At 41.1% G+C, this 16,977-nt stretch carries 17 protein-coding genes; 14 read left to right on the forward strand and 3 right to left on the reverse strand.

All coding sequences use genetic code 11. The features are described 5' to 3' along the window. The first annotated feature begins 110 nt into the window (after window positions 1–110). The 8 genes from A8F95_RS02240 to pstB all read left to right on the forward strand — a co-directional run bounded on the left by A8F95_RS02240 (window position 111) and on the right by pstB (window position 10,218). Window positions 111–1,745 (forward strand): Na/Pi cotransporter family protein, encoded by a 1,635-nt coding sequence (locus A8F95_RS02240; protein WP_065409030.1) that lies wholly within the window; start codon window positions 111–113, stop codon window positions 1,743–1,745. 245 nt (window positions 1,746–1,990) lie between these two features. After that, complete coding sequence (gene sodA / locus A8F95_RS02245) at window positions 1,991–2,599, forward strand: superoxide dismutase SodA (protein WP_065409031.1); 609 nt, start codon at window positions 1,991–1,993, stop codon at window positions 2,597–2,599. An 88-nt stretch (window positions 2,600–2,687) separates the two neighbouring features. Continuing rightward, window positions 2,688–3,920, forward strand: a complete 1,233-nt coding sequence (locus tag A8F95_RS02250; protein WP_065409032.1) for an MFS transporter — start codon at window positions 2,688–2,690, stop codon at window positions 3,918–3,920. Window positions 3,921–4,131: 211 nt separating this feature from the next. Then, the gene (locus tag A8F95_RS02255) at window positions 4,132–6,348 is read left to right on the forward strand and encodes a peptidoglycan D,D-transpeptidase FtsI family protein (protein WP_065409033.1); all 2,217 of its coding nucleotides are present in this window, start codon (window positions 4,132–4,134) and stop codon (window positions 6,346–6,348) included. A 151-nt stretch (window positions 6,349–6,499) separates the two neighbouring features. Beyond that, the gene (locus A8F95_RS02260) at window positions 6,500–7,462 is read left to right on the forward strand and encodes a PstS family phosphate ABC transporter substrate-binding protein (protein ID WP_049663187.1); all 963 of its coding nucleotides are present in this window, start codon (window positions 6,500–6,502) and stop codon (window positions 7,460–7,462) included. 112 nt (window positions 7,463–7,574) lie between these two features. After that, window positions 7,575–8,480, forward strand: coding sequence for a phosphate ABC transporter permease subunit PstC (gene pstC, locus A8F95_RS02265; RefSeq protein ID WP_245671103.1), 906 nt, complete (start codon window positions 7,575–7,577; stop codon window positions 8,478–8,480). Further along, window positions 8,480–9,370, forward strand: coding sequence for a phosphate ABC transporter permease PstA (gene pstA / locus A8F95_RS02270; protein WP_065409035.1), 891 nt, complete (start codon window positions 8,480–8,482; stop codon window positions 9,368–9,370). Before pstC ends, pstA begins: the two co-directional genes overlap by 1 nt. 32 nt (window positions 9,371–9,402) lie before the next feature. After that, entirely contained in the window at window positions 9,403–10,218 is an 816-nt protein-coding gene (gene pstB, locus A8F95_RS02275) for a phosphate ABC transporter ATP-binding protein PstB (RefSeq protein WP_049663181.1), read from the forward strand. A 56-nt stretch (window positions 10,219–10,274) separates the two neighbouring features. On the opposite strand, the gene A8F95_RS02280 is transcribed toward pstB, so the two are convergent. Both A8F95_RS02280 and A8F95_RS02285 read right to left on the reverse strand, forming a co-directional pair. Beyond that, complete coding sequence (locus tag A8F95_RS02280) at window positions 10,275–10,754, reverse strand: endolytic transglycosylase MltG (protein WP_065409036.1); 480 nt, start codon at window positions 10,752–10,754, stop codon at window positions 10,275–10,277. A 4-nt stretch (window positions 10,755–10,758) separates the two neighbouring features. Then, entirely contained in the window at window positions 10,759–11,136 is a 378-nt protein-coding gene (locus A8F95_RS02285; RefSeq protein WP_065409037.1) for a hypothetical protein, read from the reverse strand. Window positions 11,137–11,349: 213 nt separating this feature from the next. Between A8F95_RS02285 and rpmG the strand changes: the two genes are divergently transcribed. The 5 genes from rpmG to A8F95_RS02305 all read left to right on the forward strand — a co-directional run bounded on the left by rpmG (window position 11,350) and on the right by A8F95_RS02305 (window position 15,777). Continuing rightward, the gene (gene rpmG / locus A8F95_RS21500) at window positions 11,350–11,499 is read left to right on the forward strand and encodes a 50S ribosomal protein L33 (RefSeq protein WP_077247170.1); all 150 of its coding nucleotides are present in this window, start codon (window positions 11,350–11,352) and stop codon (window positions 11,497–11,499) included. 68 nt (window positions 11,500–11,567) lie between these two features. Continuing rightward, on the forward strand, window positions 11,568–12,143 hold the full coding sequence (locus A8F95_RS02290) for a 5-formyltetrahydrofolate cyclo-ligase (protein WP_065409038.1): 576 nt from the start codon (window positions 11,568–11,570) through the stop codon (window positions 12,141–12,143). After that, on the forward strand, window positions 12,136–13,389 hold the full coding sequence (locus A8F95_RS02295; protein ID WP_245671053.1) for a rhomboid family intramembrane serine protease: 1,254 nt from the start codon (window positions 12,136–12,138) through the stop codon (window positions 13,387–13,389). The genes A8F95_RS02290 and A8F95_RS02295 overlap by 8 nt, the downstream gene beginning before the upstream one ends. Window positions 13,390–13,454: 65 nt before the next feature. Continuing rightward, entirely contained in the window at window positions 13,455–13,661 is a 207-nt protein-coding gene (locus tag A8F95_RS02300) for a YqgQ family protein (protein ID WP_065409040.1), read from the forward strand. Window positions 13,662–13,911: 250 nt separating this feature from the next. Beyond that, window positions 13,912–15,777: an LTA synthase family protein gene (locus A8F95_RS02305; protein WP_065409041.1), complete on the forward strand. Its 1,866-nt coding sequence runs from the start codon at window positions 13,912–13,914 to the stop codon at window positions 15,775–15,777. A gap of 106 nt (window positions 15,778–15,883) precedes the next feature. On the opposite strand, the gene A8F95_RS02310 is transcribed toward A8F95_RS02305, so the two are convergent. Beyond that, window positions 15,884–16,057, reverse strand: coding sequence for a DUF2759 domain-containing protein (locus tag A8F95_RS02310; protein WP_049663170.1), 174 nt, complete (start codon window positions 16,055–16,057; stop codon window positions 15,884–15,886). A gap of 189 nt (window positions 16,058–16,246) precedes the next feature. Between A8F95_RS02310 and A8F95_RS02315 the strand changes: the two genes are divergently transcribed. Continuing rightward, window positions 16,247–16,879: an MBL fold metallo-hydrolase gene (locus tag A8F95_RS02315; protein ID WP_065409042.1), complete on the forward strand. Its 633-nt coding sequence runs from the start codon at window positions 16,247–16,249 to the stop codon at window positions 16,877–16,879. The last annotated feature ends 98 nt before the right edge of the window (window positions 16,880–16,977 follow it).

The raw sequence follows: 16,977 nt of genomic DNA on the forward strand, positions 1-16,977 counted from the left end.
AATCGATTGTAAATTTTTTGTTGAGATCATTTACTTCTTCATTGCGTTTTATTAATAATTGTAGAGGGTTTGCAAGTTTTGTCGAATTCATTTGATTAGGAGTTGAAAAGATGGAGATCAACGTCCAAGAAATGCTGTTCCAGTTTTTGGGTGGACTTGGTATATTTTTATATGGAATAAAGTTAATGGGGGACGGGCTGCAACAATCGGCAGGAGACCGATTGCGTGACATTTTAGACCGGTTTACGACTAATCCCTTGATGGGAGTGTTAGCGGGAATTCTTGTTACGGTCTTAATTCAAAGTAGCTCTGCTACCACTGTCATCACAGTCGGCTTAGTTAGCGCTGGATTTATGACGTTAAGGCAGGCTATCGGAGTTATTATGGGAGCTAATATTGGGACAACCGTAACCGCCTTTATCATTGGGATTGACGTTGGCACTTACGCTTTGCCTATTTTGGCGCTCGGCGCTGTATTTATTTTCTTCTTCAAAAGCAAGAAAATGCACAACTTAGGAATGATTCTTTTCGGATTCGGCTCTCTTTTCTTTGGTTTAGAGTTAATGAGTAATGGCATGAAGCCGCTACGTTCATTAGAGACATTCCATGATTTAACCGTCAATATGAGTTCGAGCCCGATCCTAGGGGTAGTAGTTGGAACGATTTTCACCGTTATCGTTCAAAGTTCCAGCGCTACAATCGGAATTTTGCAAGGTTTGTTTGCAGAGAATTTGTTAGATTTAAATGCTGCATTGCCGGTTCTTTTTGGAGATAACATCGGAACGACCATTACAGCTGTTTTAGCCTCTATTGGCGCTTCTGTAGCCGCGAGACGGGCAGCTGCTACTCATGTGTTGTTTAATATAATCGGAACAATAATCTTTTTAATCATTCTTCCTTTGTTTACTCAGTTCATCCTTTACTTAACAACTGCTCTGAGTCTGGAGCCGAAAATGGTGATAGCTTTTGCCCACGGAACCTTTAATGTGACGAATACATTGATTCAGCTTCCTTTCGTCGGTGTACTCGCTATGATTGTAACGAAGCTGATACCAGGAGAAGATACAGTTATAGAATATAAAGCGAAGCATCTCGACCCAATCTTTATTGAACAGTCTCCTTCTATTGCGCTTGGACAAGCAAAAGAAGAAGTGATCCGTATGGGGGAATTTGCCGTCAAAGGGATGGAGGAAGTGCACACCTATTTAAAAACAAAGCATCAAAAGCATGCGGACATGGCGACTCAAATAGAAGACGCTCTAAATAATCTGGATAAAAAAATTACGGACTATTTAGTTCATCTGTCGGGAACCTCGCTTTCAGAAATAGAGCTGGAGAAACACAATACGTTAATCGATGCCGTTCGCGATATTGAGCGTATCGGTGATCATTGTGAAAATATTATTGAGCTCATTGATTATCAGCAGGCGAATAAAGTGAAAATTACCGATGAGGCAATGGCTGACCTGGAAGACATGTTTGCTTTAACGATCACAGCTGTCAACAAGGCTATTAAGGCGTTGGATGAAAACGACTTAAACTTAGCCAAAGAAGTAACTCAAAAAGAAGAGTTGATTGATAAAATGGAAAGAAAGCTGCGCAAACAGCACATTCTGCGTATGAACGAAGGCCGCTGTACAGGGCAGGCCGGCATTGTATACGTTGACATTATTAGCAATCTTGAGCGAATGGGTGATCATGCCGTTAATATTGCCGAGGCTATTTTAGGGCTTAGACATGTATAAAAATGATTGTACATAGAGAAGGCGGGCAAAGTCCTCACTGCTCTCGGGCGAGTAAAGAAGAGAGCGAATACTTGTCGCAGACTCACTAGAGAAAAGAGCAGCTGTTCTCCTGATCAGATTGAACCAGAGAGAACAACTGCTTTTTCTTTAAATCCGATAAGCTTTATTATTGATTAGCGCTTTCAGTTTTGTTACTCTTATAGTTGAAGTTCATGAAACAAATATTACATAGGGAGGAATTTATTATGGCATTCCAATTACCTGAATTACCTTACGCATATGACGCACTGGAGCCTCATATCGACAAGGAAACAATGAATATCCACCACACAAAGCACCATAACACATACGTAACAAACTTAAACAAAGCGCTTGAAGGTCAAGATGAGCTGGCAAACAAGTCAGTAGAAGAAGTAATTGCAAACTTAGACGCTGTTCCAGAAAGCGTACGCACAGCTGTACGTAATAATGGCGGCGGCCATGCGAACCACTCTTTATTCTGGCAGCTTCTTTCTCCAAACGGCGGTGGAGCGCCAAGTGGTGAATTAGCTGATGCTATCAGCAGCAAATTTGGCAGCTTCGACAAGTTTAAAGAAGAATTCGCTGCTGCAGCTGCAGGCCGCTTTGGTTCCGGATGGGCATGGCTTGTTGTGAATAACGGTGAATTAGAAATTACAAGCACACCAAACCAAGACTCTCCAATTATGGAAGGTAAAACACCAATCCTTGGTTTAGATGTTTGGGAGCATGCTTACTACTTGAATTACCAAAACCGTCGTCCGGACTACGTTAGCGCTTTCTGGAATGTGGTCAACTGGGATGAAGTAGCCAAACGTTACCAAGAAGCAAAATAATTGATGAAGCGAACCGACAAATCGGTTCGCTTTTTTGAATAACTTTCTCCTTTTCTCCAAACGCTATAAGGAGAAAGGGGGATACATCTTGTCGATCATTCGAAAGAGATTCCGCCACTTAGCGCTGTCGAAGGATCTTGGACTGTTGCTGTTCATTGGCGGCTTATACTCCCTGAGTGTGGCGTTGTCCAATACGTTTGTAAATATTTTTTTGTGGAGACAGTCCGGCCAATTCATTGATTTGGCCATTTATAATTTGACAGCTGTTGTCTTTGAATTATTTGCTTATGTGGCTGCAGGCCAATGTGCCAAAAAGGTAGACCGTATTATTGTATTAAGGATGGGCGTTTTATTCCTTGGCTGTTTTTATATAGCGGTTCTATTGATCGGCAGTCAGGCGTCAGAATGGATCGTATTTCTTGGTGCACTGCTCGGTATCGGTTATGGGTTTTACTGGCTGGCTTACAATGTGTTGACCTTTGAAATTACGGAACCGGAAACGAGAGATTTCTTTAACGGTTTTTTCGGCTCCTTGCTTTCAATGGGTGGCATGATCGGACCGATCGCGGCTGGCTTTATTATTAGCCGTTTTACGTCTAATACGGGTTATTTTATTATTTTCGGCATTTCGCTCGGCTGTTTCTTAGTTGCTGTTTTATTAAGTCTGATGTTAAAAAGGCGCCCTTCTAGCGGCCGCTTTCAGCTTTTGGAAGTTTGGAAGGAAAGAGATCGTCATCCGGATTGGAAACGAGTCTTAAACGCTCACTTTTTCCAAGGGTTAAGAGAAGGCGTTTTTGTTTTTGTTATTTCAGTCTTTGTCTTTGTCACAACTGGGAGTGAGCTGGCCCTTGGCACGTATGGGCTTGTTTATTCGGGTGTTTCTTTTTTTAGTTATTCACTTGCCGTGAAACTAGTGAAGGAGCAGTACCGAAAAAGAGTCATTCTTGCAGGCGGTATGACACTGTTCCTGTCGCTCTTCTTAATTATAGTGGATTTAACGTTCACAAAGCTCCTCATTTATGCGGCGATCATTGCGGTGGCTTATCCGTTTTTGCTCGTACCTTATTTATCGATGACATATGATGTGATCGGCAGAAGCAGGGAGGCGGCGGAAAGAAGGGTAGAATATATCGTTGTCAGAGAGATATTTATTAATATTGGCCGGGTTGTTTCGATCCTGTCTTTTATTGTAGCGATTACCTTATTTGACGAAAAAGAAAGCATCCCATTTCTGCTCGTGATTCTGGGAGCGGGACACAGTTTTATTTATTTATGCATTCGAAAAGTGAACGGGCAGTCTGTTAGAGACTTGGCCAATTAAGCCGAGTCTCTCGTTGTCGACAAACTCCCTTGATGCTTATAACTCTGTTAGTCATCTCGTGCTTTGAAGTGTTTAAAGTGAATTTTATGTATGTTCTGAGACTTGGTCAATTAATCCAAGTCTCTTTTTAGGCTTCAATGTAGAAAAAAAACAGGAAGTTGTTTAAAATGGGGAATAGAGATTAATAGATTTTGAACAGAGAGGATAATGAATGGTGAAAAAAACAAAGAGAAAGAAGAAGACACATGTTCCTTTTCGGATGAACATGATGTTTTTTGTTGTCTTTTTGCTTTTTTCGATCTTAATTTTCAGACTGGGAATTGTGCAAATTGTCCAGGGGGAAGATTATCAGCGGAAAATTGAGCGAACAGAAGACGTAACAGTAAATGCAAGTGTACCGCGTGGAAAGATCTTTGATCGCAACGGCCAAATTGTAGTGGATAATGTTCCGCAGAATGCTATCACTTATACGCGCAAAAAAGGAGCTACGCAGGAAGAAATGCTGGAGACAGCAGAAAAGCTCGCAAAGCTGATTGATAAAGAAACAGATCAGGTGACTGAACGAGATAAAAAAGATTACTGGCTTATCAAAAATGAGGAAAAAGCAAAGAAGAAAATTACGGATAAGGAATGGGAAAAGGCTAACGAGAATGAAATCTCTTCAAAAGAATTATATCAAATGCAGCTTGACCGCATTACGGAGAAAGATTTAAAAACGTTAACGAAACAAGATTTAGAAGTGCTGGCGATTTATCGTGAATTTACTTCTGGTTACGCGATGACACCGCAAGTCGTTAAAAACAAAAATGTATCAGAAGAAGAGTATGCAGTGGTGAGTGAGAACTTAGCCTCCCTTCCAGGCGTGAACACGACGACTGACTGGGATCGAGCGTATGCTTATGATAATACGCTAAAAACGGTACTCGGCAATATTTCCTCCTCTCGTGAAGGCTTGCCAAAAGAGATGGTTGACTTCTATCTTTCTAGAGATTACAGCCGCAATGACCGTGTCGGCAAAAGCTATATTGAGTATCAATATGAGGAAGTACTGCGCGGCCAGAAAACAAAGGTGAAAAATGTTACCGACAAGTCGGGGAATATTCTTGATTCTGAAGTAGTCCGTGAAGGACAGCGCGGAAACGATTTAGTGTTAACCATTGATATGGATCTGCAACTGGCAGTTGAAAAGATTATTGAAGAAGAACTTGGACAAGCAAAACGCCAAGGAGGCCATCCGCTTCTTGACCGGATATTTGTGACAGTCATGGATCCTAATACAGGTGAAATTTTAACGCTTGCCGGCAAGCAATTTGTCGTAAAAGATGGTAAAGCAGAGATGCGGGACTTCGCGCTCGGTAACCTGACCACTTCTTACACAATGGGATCTGTTGTGAAAGGAGCGACCGTATTAACGGGTTATATGACCGGGGCGATTCACCCAGGTGAATATCTCGTCGATGAGCCTCTGAAATTTGCAGGTTCAGGAGGCAAGACAAAAAGTTCTTGGTTTAACCGGGGCGGCGCAATGGGCATCAGTGATCAATATGCTCTCATGCGCTCTTCCAACGTTTATATGTTTAAAACAGCAATGAAAATCGGAAAAGCGAAATATCGCCCGAATGGACCATTAAGAATTTCCCCGGAAACGCTGCCGACGATGCGACGCTACTTTAGCCAATTTGGTCTCGGTGTTCGTACTGGTATTGATTTACCGAATGAGCAAGTTGGTTTCCAGGGAGAACTTACTCAGCCAGGTTTGGCACTTGACTTCGCCATTGGGCAGTTCGATACGTATACACCGTTACAGCTCGCACAATACGTATCAACAATTGCTAATGGCGGCTATCGAATGAAGCCTCATATCGTCAAGGAGATCCGTCAGCCAATTGCTGAAACAGGAAAAATTGGACCAGTAGTAGAAGAAGTCGAACCCCAAGTGTTAAATCGTCTAGATGCTACTCCAAGTGAGATTAAGCATGTACAGGAAGGTTTCTACGCGGTTATGCATGGCTCGCAAGGTACAGCTAAAAAGTACTTCGCTGGTGTCGACTATAATCCAGCAGGTAAGACTGGGACAGCGGAAGGCTTGTATGATGGCCCCAAGCGTGAGGACTATTTAAAAAGAGGCGAGCAGCTGCCAATGACTTGGAACGTAAACCTTGTTGGCTACGCTCCTTATGACAATCCCGAGGTAGCATTTGCGGTTGTTGTTCCTTGGGCCTATCAGCATAGTGCCAATTCGGCTCCTCTTAATAATAACGTTGGGCGAAAAGTGCTCGACAAATATTTTGAATTAAAAGCACAACGAGCGAAAGAAGAAACACCAGACGTTGTCATTGAAAAAGACATTCGCTCAAGGGATAGTGTGGAAGATGAAGAGAAAAGTACAGATAGCGACAATAATGAGGAAAATACAGAGGAAGAATAAGCAGCAGGCTTTTGAGCCTGCTGCTTTTTTTGTTGAAAGATGGAGATTTACAAAACATTAACATTCTATTAAAACCTATTTAATAGTTTTCCCTTAATCTGATTACTGTAAAGAACAACAAAAACTTACAAGTTGGCAGGGGGAGAACAGAATGAAAAAGATAAAGGTGTTGACGGGTTTAGCAATGATGAGCACTGCGTTAGTGTTGGGGGCATGTAATAACACGAGCGGTGAGGGAAACGCTGAACAATCAGCAGAAGAAAATAAACAAATGCAAGGAAATATACAGATCGATGGCTCCTCTACTGTTTTTCCAATCATGGAAGCTGTTTCTGAAGAGTACATGATGGAACAGCCGAACGTAAAAGTAACAGTTGGTTACTCAGGAACAGGCGGCGGCTTTGAGAAATTTATTGCTGGCGAAACACAAATGAGCAATGCATCTCGTCCGATTAAGGATGAAGAAAAAGCAGCATTAGAGGAAAAAGGAATCGATTTTACCGAATTTAAACTAGCGTACGACGGTCTTTCCGTTGTGGTGAACAAAGATAATGATTGGGTGGACAGCCTAACAGTGGAAGAACTGCAGAAGATTTGGCTTGATAACGGGAAATCAAAAAAATGGTCTGATATTCGTAAAGGATGGCCTGAAGAAGAAATTAAGCTTTACTCACCAGGTACTGACTCAGGTACGTATGATTACTTTGATGAAGTAATCCTTGAAGGCGGGCAGATCGACAAGTCAGCTGTATTATCTGAAGATGACAATGTCCTTGTACAAGGTGTAACCGGAGAAAAAAGTGGAATTGGTTACTTTGGCTATGCTTATTACCTAGAAAATAAAGATAAGTTGAAAGTAGTTCCAATTGACGCTGGAAAAGGTGCAGTAGAACCAACGAACGAAACAATTGAGAGCGGCGAGTACGCTCCATTATCAAGACCACTATTCACATATGCTGCTAACAAAGCAGTAGCAGAAGATGAAGCTGTTTATGATTACTTGAAATTTACGATTGAAAATGCTGGCTCTCTATCAGAGGAAGTTGGTTATGTAAAGCTTCCGGAAGAAGAGTATAAAAAAGATTTGGAAACACTAGAAGGATTAAAGAAATAATCTGAAAAACAGATAAACGTACAAGCGGGTGGGGGAACATCTACCCGCTTGTACAAGGTTGAAAGGAGTTTTCATTTTGAAAACGAACGATGGTCAAAATCAGGTCCAGAGCCTGCTTGAGAAAAAATATCAAAACGGCTTTCTCAGCAGGGGAGAAAAAGTGATTCCGGTCCTTCTCTTTTTAATGGCAGCTGTGTCTGTTGTCACAACAATTGGAATTGTTTTAACTTTAATTGTGGAGACCTTTACCTTCTTTAAACAAATATCAATAGCTGAATTTTTAACAAAAAAAGACTGGTATCCATTTTCTAAGACGGACGCTTCCTATGGGGTGTTGCCTTTATTGGTAGGTACATTAAAGATCACCTTAATTGCTTCAATCACGGCTGTTCCGATCGGTCTTGCTGTTGCGATTTATTTAAGTGAGTATGCATCGGAAAGAGTTAGAAAACTCATGAAGCCAATATTAGAAGTGCTGGCAGGGGTCCCGACCATCGTATATGGATTCTTTGCCTTAACATTTGTTACTCCATTGCTTCGTGCTATATTTCCTTCACTGGAAATGTTTAATGCGGTCAGCCCGGGCATAGTGGTCGGCATGATGATCATTCCGATGATTGTCTCACTTTCAGAAGATGCACTTTCTTCTGTGCCTGACTCGGTTCGTCAAGGAGCTTTAGCACTGGGAGCGACTAAATGGGAAATGACTTGGCGGGTTGCTTTTCCGGCTGCATTGTCAGGTATTATGGCTTCTATCGTACTGGCTATTTCCCGGGCCATTGGTGAGACAATGATTGTTTCTATTGCCGGAGGATCAACGCCGACTGCTTCATTAGATTTGACTACGTCATTGCAGACTATGACTTCTTACATTGTTCAAGTTAGCACAGGTGATGCCGGGTTTGGAACTACTATTTATTATAGTATTTACGCAGTTGGCTTTACCCTGTTTCTTTTCACACTCGCTATGAACATGCTGGCACAGAGAATTTCCAGAAGGTTCAGGGAGGAATATTGATGGAGAACGTACAAAAAAACATTCATACAGACGAAATGATTAACAAAATCCCCGTTCGTCTTTTAAAGAACAAGATATACAAAGGATTGTTTTTACTCGCTGCTCTTTTCACTTTTATCCTGCTCGTCGTGCTTCTTGCGCGAATTTTTTCGCAAGGTGCCTCTCATCTTTCATGGGATTTCTTACAAAACTTTGCTTCAAGACGACCTGAACAGGCTGGAATTAAAGCGGCTGTTATAGGTACATTGTGGATGATGGCTGTCGTTGTGCCAGTCTCATTACTATTAGGGGTTGGGACAGCCGTTTATCTCGAAGAATACGCGGGTAAAAATCGAATGACTCGTTTTATCCAAATGAACATTTCCAATTTGGCTGGTGTTCCGTCTGTTGTTTTCGGTTTATTGGGATTAACTCTCTTCGTCCGGGTTCTTTTTCTTGGAAACAGTATTCTAGCCGCTGGTTTGACGATGAGCTTACTCATTCTTCCGGTGATCATAGTGGCTTCTCAGGAAGCAATCCGAGCGGTACCAAAAGAATTGAGAGAAGCGGCGTACGGACTTGGAGCTACAAAATGGCAAATGATTCTACGGGTTGTGCTGCCTTCCGCTATAGCAGGTATCTTAACAGGAAGCATCCTTGCTTTTTCCCGTGCTATAGGAGAGACAGCTCCGTTAGTCGTCATCGGTATTCCAGCATTTGTCGCTTTCCTGCCTAAAAGTGTATTTGACTCGTTTACCGCTCTGCCTATGCAGATTTATAACTGGACGAGCAGACCACAGGAGGAGTTCCACTTTCTTGCAGCGGCAGGCATCATCGTTCTGCTTGTCATTTTAATCCTAATGAATTCGGTCGCCGTATGGATTCGTAACCGCTATGAGAATAAATACTGAGGATAGTCGAAAGCAAACGAGGAGGAAATAAAATGGCATTAGTCGCCTTTAAGACGAAAGAAAAGAAAATCAATGAACAAGCACCTGTTGAGCGTCAAACCGTGTATAGCACAAAAAAATGCAACCTCTGGTATGGCAATCATCATGCTTTAAAAAATATTAATCTTGACATGAAAGAAAGAGAAGTAACTGCGATCATTGGCCCTTCGGGTTGTGGAAAGTCTACTTATATTAAGACACTGAATCGTATGGTCGATCTTGTGCCAAATGTTAAAACATCCGGTGCCATTGAGTATCGGGGGAGAAACATTTTCAGCAAAGACTTTCATGTAGAGGAATTGCGTACAAGAGTCGGGATGGTATTTCAAAAACCCAATCCATTCCCGAAATCAATTTTTGAAAACATTGCTTTTGGATTACGAATCCATGGAATTAAAAATAAGAAACTGATCCATGAAACAGTAGAGAAGAGCCTGCGCCAAGCAGCTATTTGGGATGAAGTGAAGGACAGACTTCATGATTCAGCATATGGATTATCAGGCGGGCAGCAGCAGCGCCTCTGTATTGCGCGCAGTCTTGCTTTAGAGCCGGATGTATTATTAATGGATGAGCCGACTTCTGCGCTTGATCCGGTATCCACATTAAAAGTAGAAGAACTGATTCAAGATTTAAAAGAAAAGTATTCTATTATTATTGTTACGCATAATATGCAGCAGGCTTCCCGTATTTCAGACAAGACGGCTTTTTTCCTTAATGGAGAGGTTGTGGAGTATGATGATACGTACACCATTTTTAATAATCCAAGAGATCATCGTACAGAAGACTACATTACAGGACGATTCGGCTAATACACTATTTTTTGAAGTGCGAAAGAAAATAGAGGCTGCCCTCGAAAGGGCAGCCTCTATTTGGTTGTTAAAACAACAGCCATTTCCTTCATAGACATAGATGGATGAACGGTATGTTCGCCAACTTGGAGTTTTTCAGCATAGCCGTTGTCTGTTAAATAGGTGTTGAATTTTTCGCTGTCCTCTATAACGCCGGCTTTTTCAAGGAGCCGCCCGACTTCAGAGGAAGACATGCCTGATTCGATGCGCAAAGTGTAGGAGTTTTTTTGTCGTGTCTTTTCTTTTTTTGGTGAACCGTTTTGGTCGTTTTTAGCAGTAAAACGGTTGAGCTTCTGTTGCAGCTGCTCTTTCTCCTGCTTCTGTTGTATGGCCTCCTTGGCGGTTAAGACGACATAATGCTCTTTTTCTAGCTTTTGAATCATAGCTGACTTGGATAATGACGTAGAGTTTGCGCCGGCTGCTTCTTGATAAACCAAAAGAGCTAAGGAAGCTGCAAGCAGGCCAAATGCAAAGGCTCTTACTGATTGTTTATTCATACTATCATCCTTTTCCTTCGTTCAAATAAGGTGTTAAAATATGCCGAACTTGTGAAAGAGAAAGAGAGGATTGCTTGGCGATGTCCTCTATCCTTGTTCCTTGATAATAGAGGGAGATCACTTGGTTTTTAAGGATTTCATTGATACCAGCCGTTGTTTCACTGGCAGCAGCTGTTTCCTGCAGAGAGGTGACAGGAGGTCCGATTAACAACTCTTCTTCAAGAACCTTTATTTTTTTCTTTAGTTGATAAGTCTCTTGCAAGAATTGCAAAGACAATTCTTCTACTTCTTTTTCAAGCTGGCGGGAACGGTCCTTTAAAAAGAAAGATAATAAAAGAAAAACAACCCCTGCCACGGCCAGTCCAATAATGAGTCCATTCATTTTTATTCACCTCACTGCTTATTATAGCGTGATTTAAAGGACATTCAAACCGGTTATTTCTTTTACAGGATGCTAAGAGGGGAGATAAAGACAGAATTTTTCGTTAAGTAATTGAATAGTAAAGTCAGACTAGCATTTATAGAAGAAAAGTGCTATTATAGAAAAGTCGTAAAGAAGATACAAATGTATTGAAAAGTTTGGAGGGAAAAAAAGATGCGCGTAAATATCACTTTAGCATGCACTGAGTGCGGTGATCGTAATTATATCTCTACTAAAAACAAGCGTAACAATCCTGATCGTCTTGAACTGAAAAAATACTGTTCTAGAGAAAAGCGTGTTACTGCACACCGTGAAACAAAGTAAGCAGCGGGGATTTATTTCCTGCTGTTTTTTTAATACATAAAAACTAAACAAAGAACAGGGGGGTTTTTATGGATAAACAAAGTATGCGGCAAAGGATAAAAGCGGAGTTGTCAATATTAGATAGACTTACATACGAGCAGTATTCTTTTCAAATTGCCCGTCGTCTTTTTGCTTTAAAAGAATGGCAGGAAGCACAAACGGTAGCTATAACTGTTTCCAATATGCCGGAAGTTGATACGTGGCAGATCATCCGGCAAGGCTGGATAGAAGGAAAAAGGATTGTAGTACCAAAGTGTATACCGGCAGAGAGAGGAATGAACTTTCATGAGCTTACGGCATTTACCGAATTAGAAACGGTTTATTCTGGCTTATATGAACCAGTCCCTTCGTGTACTTCTATCGTAGACCGCTCTCAGATGGACCTCATCCTTGTGCCCGGATTAGCCTTTAGCCGCTCTGGCAGCCGTCTCGGCTTTGGTGGCGGATATTATGATCGTTTTTTGGCAAGCTACAATGGGAAAACAGCAGCGCTTGCTTTTTCACAACAATTGGTAGAGGAATTGCCAAAGGAGCCTCATGATTTGCCGGTGAAGAAGATCCTTACAGAAGAAGAAGTGATTCTCTGTACACCAGCATGTGAATAGTCCTCGCTTTACATTCGCTTTTTCCATTCGTTATAGTTACTGTAAACAGAAAACGAATAAAGGCAGTGATGAAATGGGTTCTTATGAACATAACTTGTTTTGGAAGCTGGCGTATTTTTTAGTTGTAGAGCAGGATTACCAAATTGTTCAAATGGATGAGAATCGCCAGGAAATATTGTTCGAAAACTTATCAAACAAGTCTGCGCAGATTATTCGCATGATATACAGCGAACTCGATTGGGGCAACAAAATGCGCCGTGATATCGAGCAAGCAGCCGCTATGGGGGAAAGTATTAGGAAACAGCTAGGCAAGCGGGAATTGATGGTCATCAATTTATATTTGTCCCCTTATCCCCCGATTGATGAATACGAAGCTTACATAAAAGAACCCGTTTATTTTCCAAAGGGGGAACGGACGAAGGTAATGTCTATCTTATTTGCGCATGGACATATGAAAGAAGCAGCAGAATCTTTTGGCCGATTGTTTCGAGGAGGGATCGAGCTGTCTTTTTTTGAGGCGGGTTCGGAAGAAGAAACAGCCGCTTATAGACGGGCTGCGCTTGTTCATTCAGTTAAACGGAGTGAAGAGGATCAAAAAGTATTCCATTCTTCCACCCCTTTTTTCTCCTATCTGTTTATCGCTGTTCAAGTGGTGATGTTCTTATTGTTAGAACTGACTGGAGGCAGTACCAACTCGGAAAATTTAATCCGCTTCGGGGCAAAATTTAACCCGCTTATTCTTGAAGGAGAGTGGTGGCGTTTCTTTACCCCTATCTTTTTACACATAGGCTTTTTGCATTTGCTGATGAATACTTTCGCCTTGTATTTCCTTGGAACTGCTGTAGAGCAGATATATGGACGATTCCGCTTTCTCTTTATTTATTTATTTTCAGGCTTTATGGGAGCGTTAGCCAGTTTTGTCATGAACTCTAGCTTATCAGCTGGCGCAAGCGGGGCGATCTTTGGTTGCTTTGGTGCTTTGCTTTACTTTGGAGTGATTTATCCTAGGCTTTTTTTTCGAACAATGGGCATGAATATTATTGTCGTTATTTTGATTAATCTCGTTTTTGGCTTTTCGGTATCAGGAATTGATAATGCGGGACATATAGGCGGATTAATAGGGGGCTTTTTAGCAACGGGGGCTGTTCATTTTCCTGCCAAGAAAAAGCCGTTGATGCAATTTGCTTTTCTGATAGCAGCGTTTTTATTATCAGCAGGGGGGCTGTACTTAGGCTTTTCGGAATAACAAGCATCATTTAACAATGGGTGAAGGTCGAGTGGGGAAACTTAGTAAGGGGGCCGTTGAACAAGTTGAAAACGATGTGGGATGTGCAACAGCTTTTAAAGCGGTATGGCATTTTTGTTTATGTAGGCGACCGTCTAGCGGATTTGGACTTGATGGAAGCCGAAATAAGGGACTTGTATGATTCGAAATTGTTAGAAGTGAAAGATTTTCAGCAGGCGGTGCTCATTTTAAGACAGGAGCGCAGAATAGAAAAAGAAAAGCGTGGCTGTTAATCAGGCATGAGGGAAGGGACCATTTCAAACGGTCCCTTTTTTTTATAAAAATGAAACCTTTTTCCTTGTTGATACGTATGACAAAAGGTGAAGAAAGCAGGTGTGTAAACTATTATTCTACAAAATCCCTATTTTCTCTCGTTTGCTTTTTTGTAAAAAAAGTATTAAGATTAGCTATGATGTTTTTACATATGAACGGCTTTATATGGCACAGGGGAACCTGTGCGCTTTGTATTAAGGAGGTTATTGAATGAAAGGAACCTTACGCAACAATGTATCTTTAATCGCTGTTGTCGTTTTGTTCTTATGGATTAAAACGTATATTATCTATCAAACGAGTTTTAACATTGAAATCGAAAATACATTGCAGGCATTTATACTTTTTATTAACCCATTGAGTTTTATTATGCTCATTATGGGGGTTAGTATGTTCTTTAAAAGTGAAAAAGCTAGAAATCGCTATCTGATCATTACCAGCTTCTTGCTTACTTTCTTGCTTTATGCAAACGTCGTTTTCTATCGTTTCTTTAACGACTTTATCACGATGCCGCTCTTATTTCAGACTAGTAACTTTGCCGATTTAGGAAACAGTGTGACCGAAGAATTTAAATGGTATGACATGTTTTACTTTGCTGATCTCATTGTGATCATGGTTATTTTAAAAGTGAAGCCGAAGCTTATCAGCTTTCATTCCATGACTAAAATGAACCGCCGGGCCTACTTTCTCGCGGCGGCTGCGATGTTCTTTTTAAACCTAGGTCTGTCTGAAATTGAACGCCCGCAGCTTTTAACGAGAACATTTGACCGTGAAATGCTCGTGAAAAATATAGGAACGTTTAATTATCATATCTATGATGTGATTTTACAATCAAAGTCATCTGCACAAAGAGCGCTTGCGGATGGCAGTGAGCTAGCAGATATTGAAAACTACTCTGATACCAATTATGCTAAGCCGAATGATGAATTGTTTGGGGTGGCAAAAGGGAAAAACTTAATTATGGTATCTGTTGAGTCCACACAAGAGTTTGTCATAAATAATAAAGTGAATGGTCAAGAAATTACTCCGTTTATGAACCAATTTGCTAAACAAAGTTTGTATTTCAACAACTTTTATCATCAAACAGGGCAAGGAAAAACGTCTGATGCAGAGTTTTTAACTGAGAATTCACTTTATCCGTTAAGCCGTGGAGCCGTCTTCTTCACTCATTCTGGCAATGAATTTAATTCTATGGCAGAAAAGTTAAGGGAGAACGGGTACTTTTCTAATGCGATGCATGCAAATAACAAAAGCTTTTGGAACCGGGACATCATGTATAAGTCTTTAGGGTATGAGCGCTTTTATGAGGCAGGCGACTATGACATTAATGCGGATAATAGTGTTAACTGGGGAATGAAGGATATCCCGTTTTTTGAGCAATCGGTGCAGCATATGAAAGACATGCCAAAACCATTTTATTCAAAGCTTATCACTTTAACGAATCATCACCCGTTCTATTACGATGAGGAAGATCAATTTATTGATGAATTTACTTCAAACAGCGGGACATTGAACCGATATTTTGTCACAGTACGCTATACAGATGAGGCATTGAAAAAATTCGTTGAGGACTTGAAGGCTGCCGGGCTGTATGAAAACTCCGTCATTGTTCTTTATGGAGACCATTACGGTATTTCAGAAAACCATAATGAAGCGATGAGCCAGTACCTAGGCAAGGAAGTTACGCCATTTGTTTCAACTCAGCTGCAAAAAGTTCCGTTTATGATTCACGTACCTGGTGTAAAAGGAAGAGTGATTGATAAAGTCGGTGGACAAATAGACGTTCGCCCGACGCTTCTTCACTTGCTTGGCATTGAAACAAAAGATGATCTTCAGTTCGGACAAGATTTGTTGTCAAAAGATCATGAGGATTTAGCTATATTCCGTGACGGCCGTTTTGTAACAAAAGATTATGTGTATGCGGACAATAAGTGTTGGGACAAAGCAACAGAGCAGCCAACCGAAAAGAATTACTGTGCCCCTTCTATAGAAAAAGCAGCAACGGAATTAAATTATTCTGATCGAATTATTTACGGTGATTTACTTCGCTTCTATGACCCGAACGCTGCCAAAAAATAAGATGTGTAAAACCCTGCCGCAATCGGCAGGGTTTTTTCGTCGTTTCATCAAGTTGAAGGGAAAATAAAAAACCCTCTGCTGTAGAGGGTTTTGTCTGAAAAGTGGATCAGGCAGCAGGGTATCCTTGATGGATCACAGTCATAATTGTAAACCATCCAAATACTCCTAGCGTGCCGAGTCCAAAAATAATGCCTAGAATGTTTTTGTTTTTTAAAGCGTTTACCGTACTGAACAAGGCAAGAAGAGCTATTAGAGCGAAGATAATTACTAAGCCGTTCATAAGTCAAACTCCTTTCTAAGATCACTCGATAATCATCAGCTAAAGACAATTATGTAAAATTAGTACATATTCATCACTATTCTATAGTTTTTTTTAATGTTTGTCGAGTTGAAAAATCATTGTTCTTTAAAAAGATAGGATTGGCTGGTACGATAAAGAGAGTTAAAAAGAAAGGTGGACGAAGATCATATGAATTGGACACAATTGCCGCTAGGCCCACTGCAAACCAATTGTTATATTCTATCTAATGAAAAGGGGGAGTGTATCGTATTTGACCCGGGGGCAGAGGGAGAAAAGCTCGTTAGCTGGTTAAATGAAAATCATTTACGACCGCTTGCTATTTTACTAACACACGCTCATTTCGATCATATTGGGGCTGTTGAACAAGTTAGAGAAGCTTTTGACATCCCGGTGTACATACATAAAGAAGAGGCAGAATGGCTCACGAATCCGGCTTTAAATGGATCTGCCCGTTTTCAGCTTGGTGAAATCAGCGGCCAGCCAGCTGACCATCTTTTAGGAAACGAGGATTCCTTAACAATAGGCAGTTTTTCTCTTCGGTTATTTCATACGCCGGGCCATTCTCCAGGCAGCATATCTTATTTCTTTGAAGAAGGGAATGCTGTATTTGCCGGTGACACGTTATTCATGGGAAGCATCGGCCGTACAGATTTGCCAGGTGGCAACCATGAGCAATTGATTAGAAGCATTCACGATCATCTATTGACATTGCCAGAAGAAGTGATTGTTCTGCCTGGACATGGACCAGCTACGATGATTGGCGATGAAATGGAGCGTAATCCGTTTTTAAACGGATTTTAAAAAATAAAGGCTGTCTCATACAGGCTAGATCTTCTTCTCTTATCGAGCGAAAAAGGTCGGGGTCTGTTTTGAGAGAGCCTTTTTATATTGTTAACTAA

The organism is Pseudobacillus wudalianchiensis, assembly GCF_001685015.1.
Lineage (GTDB): Bacteria > Bacillota > Bacilli > Bacillales > Domibacillaceae > Pseudobacillus > Pseudobacillus wudalianchiensis.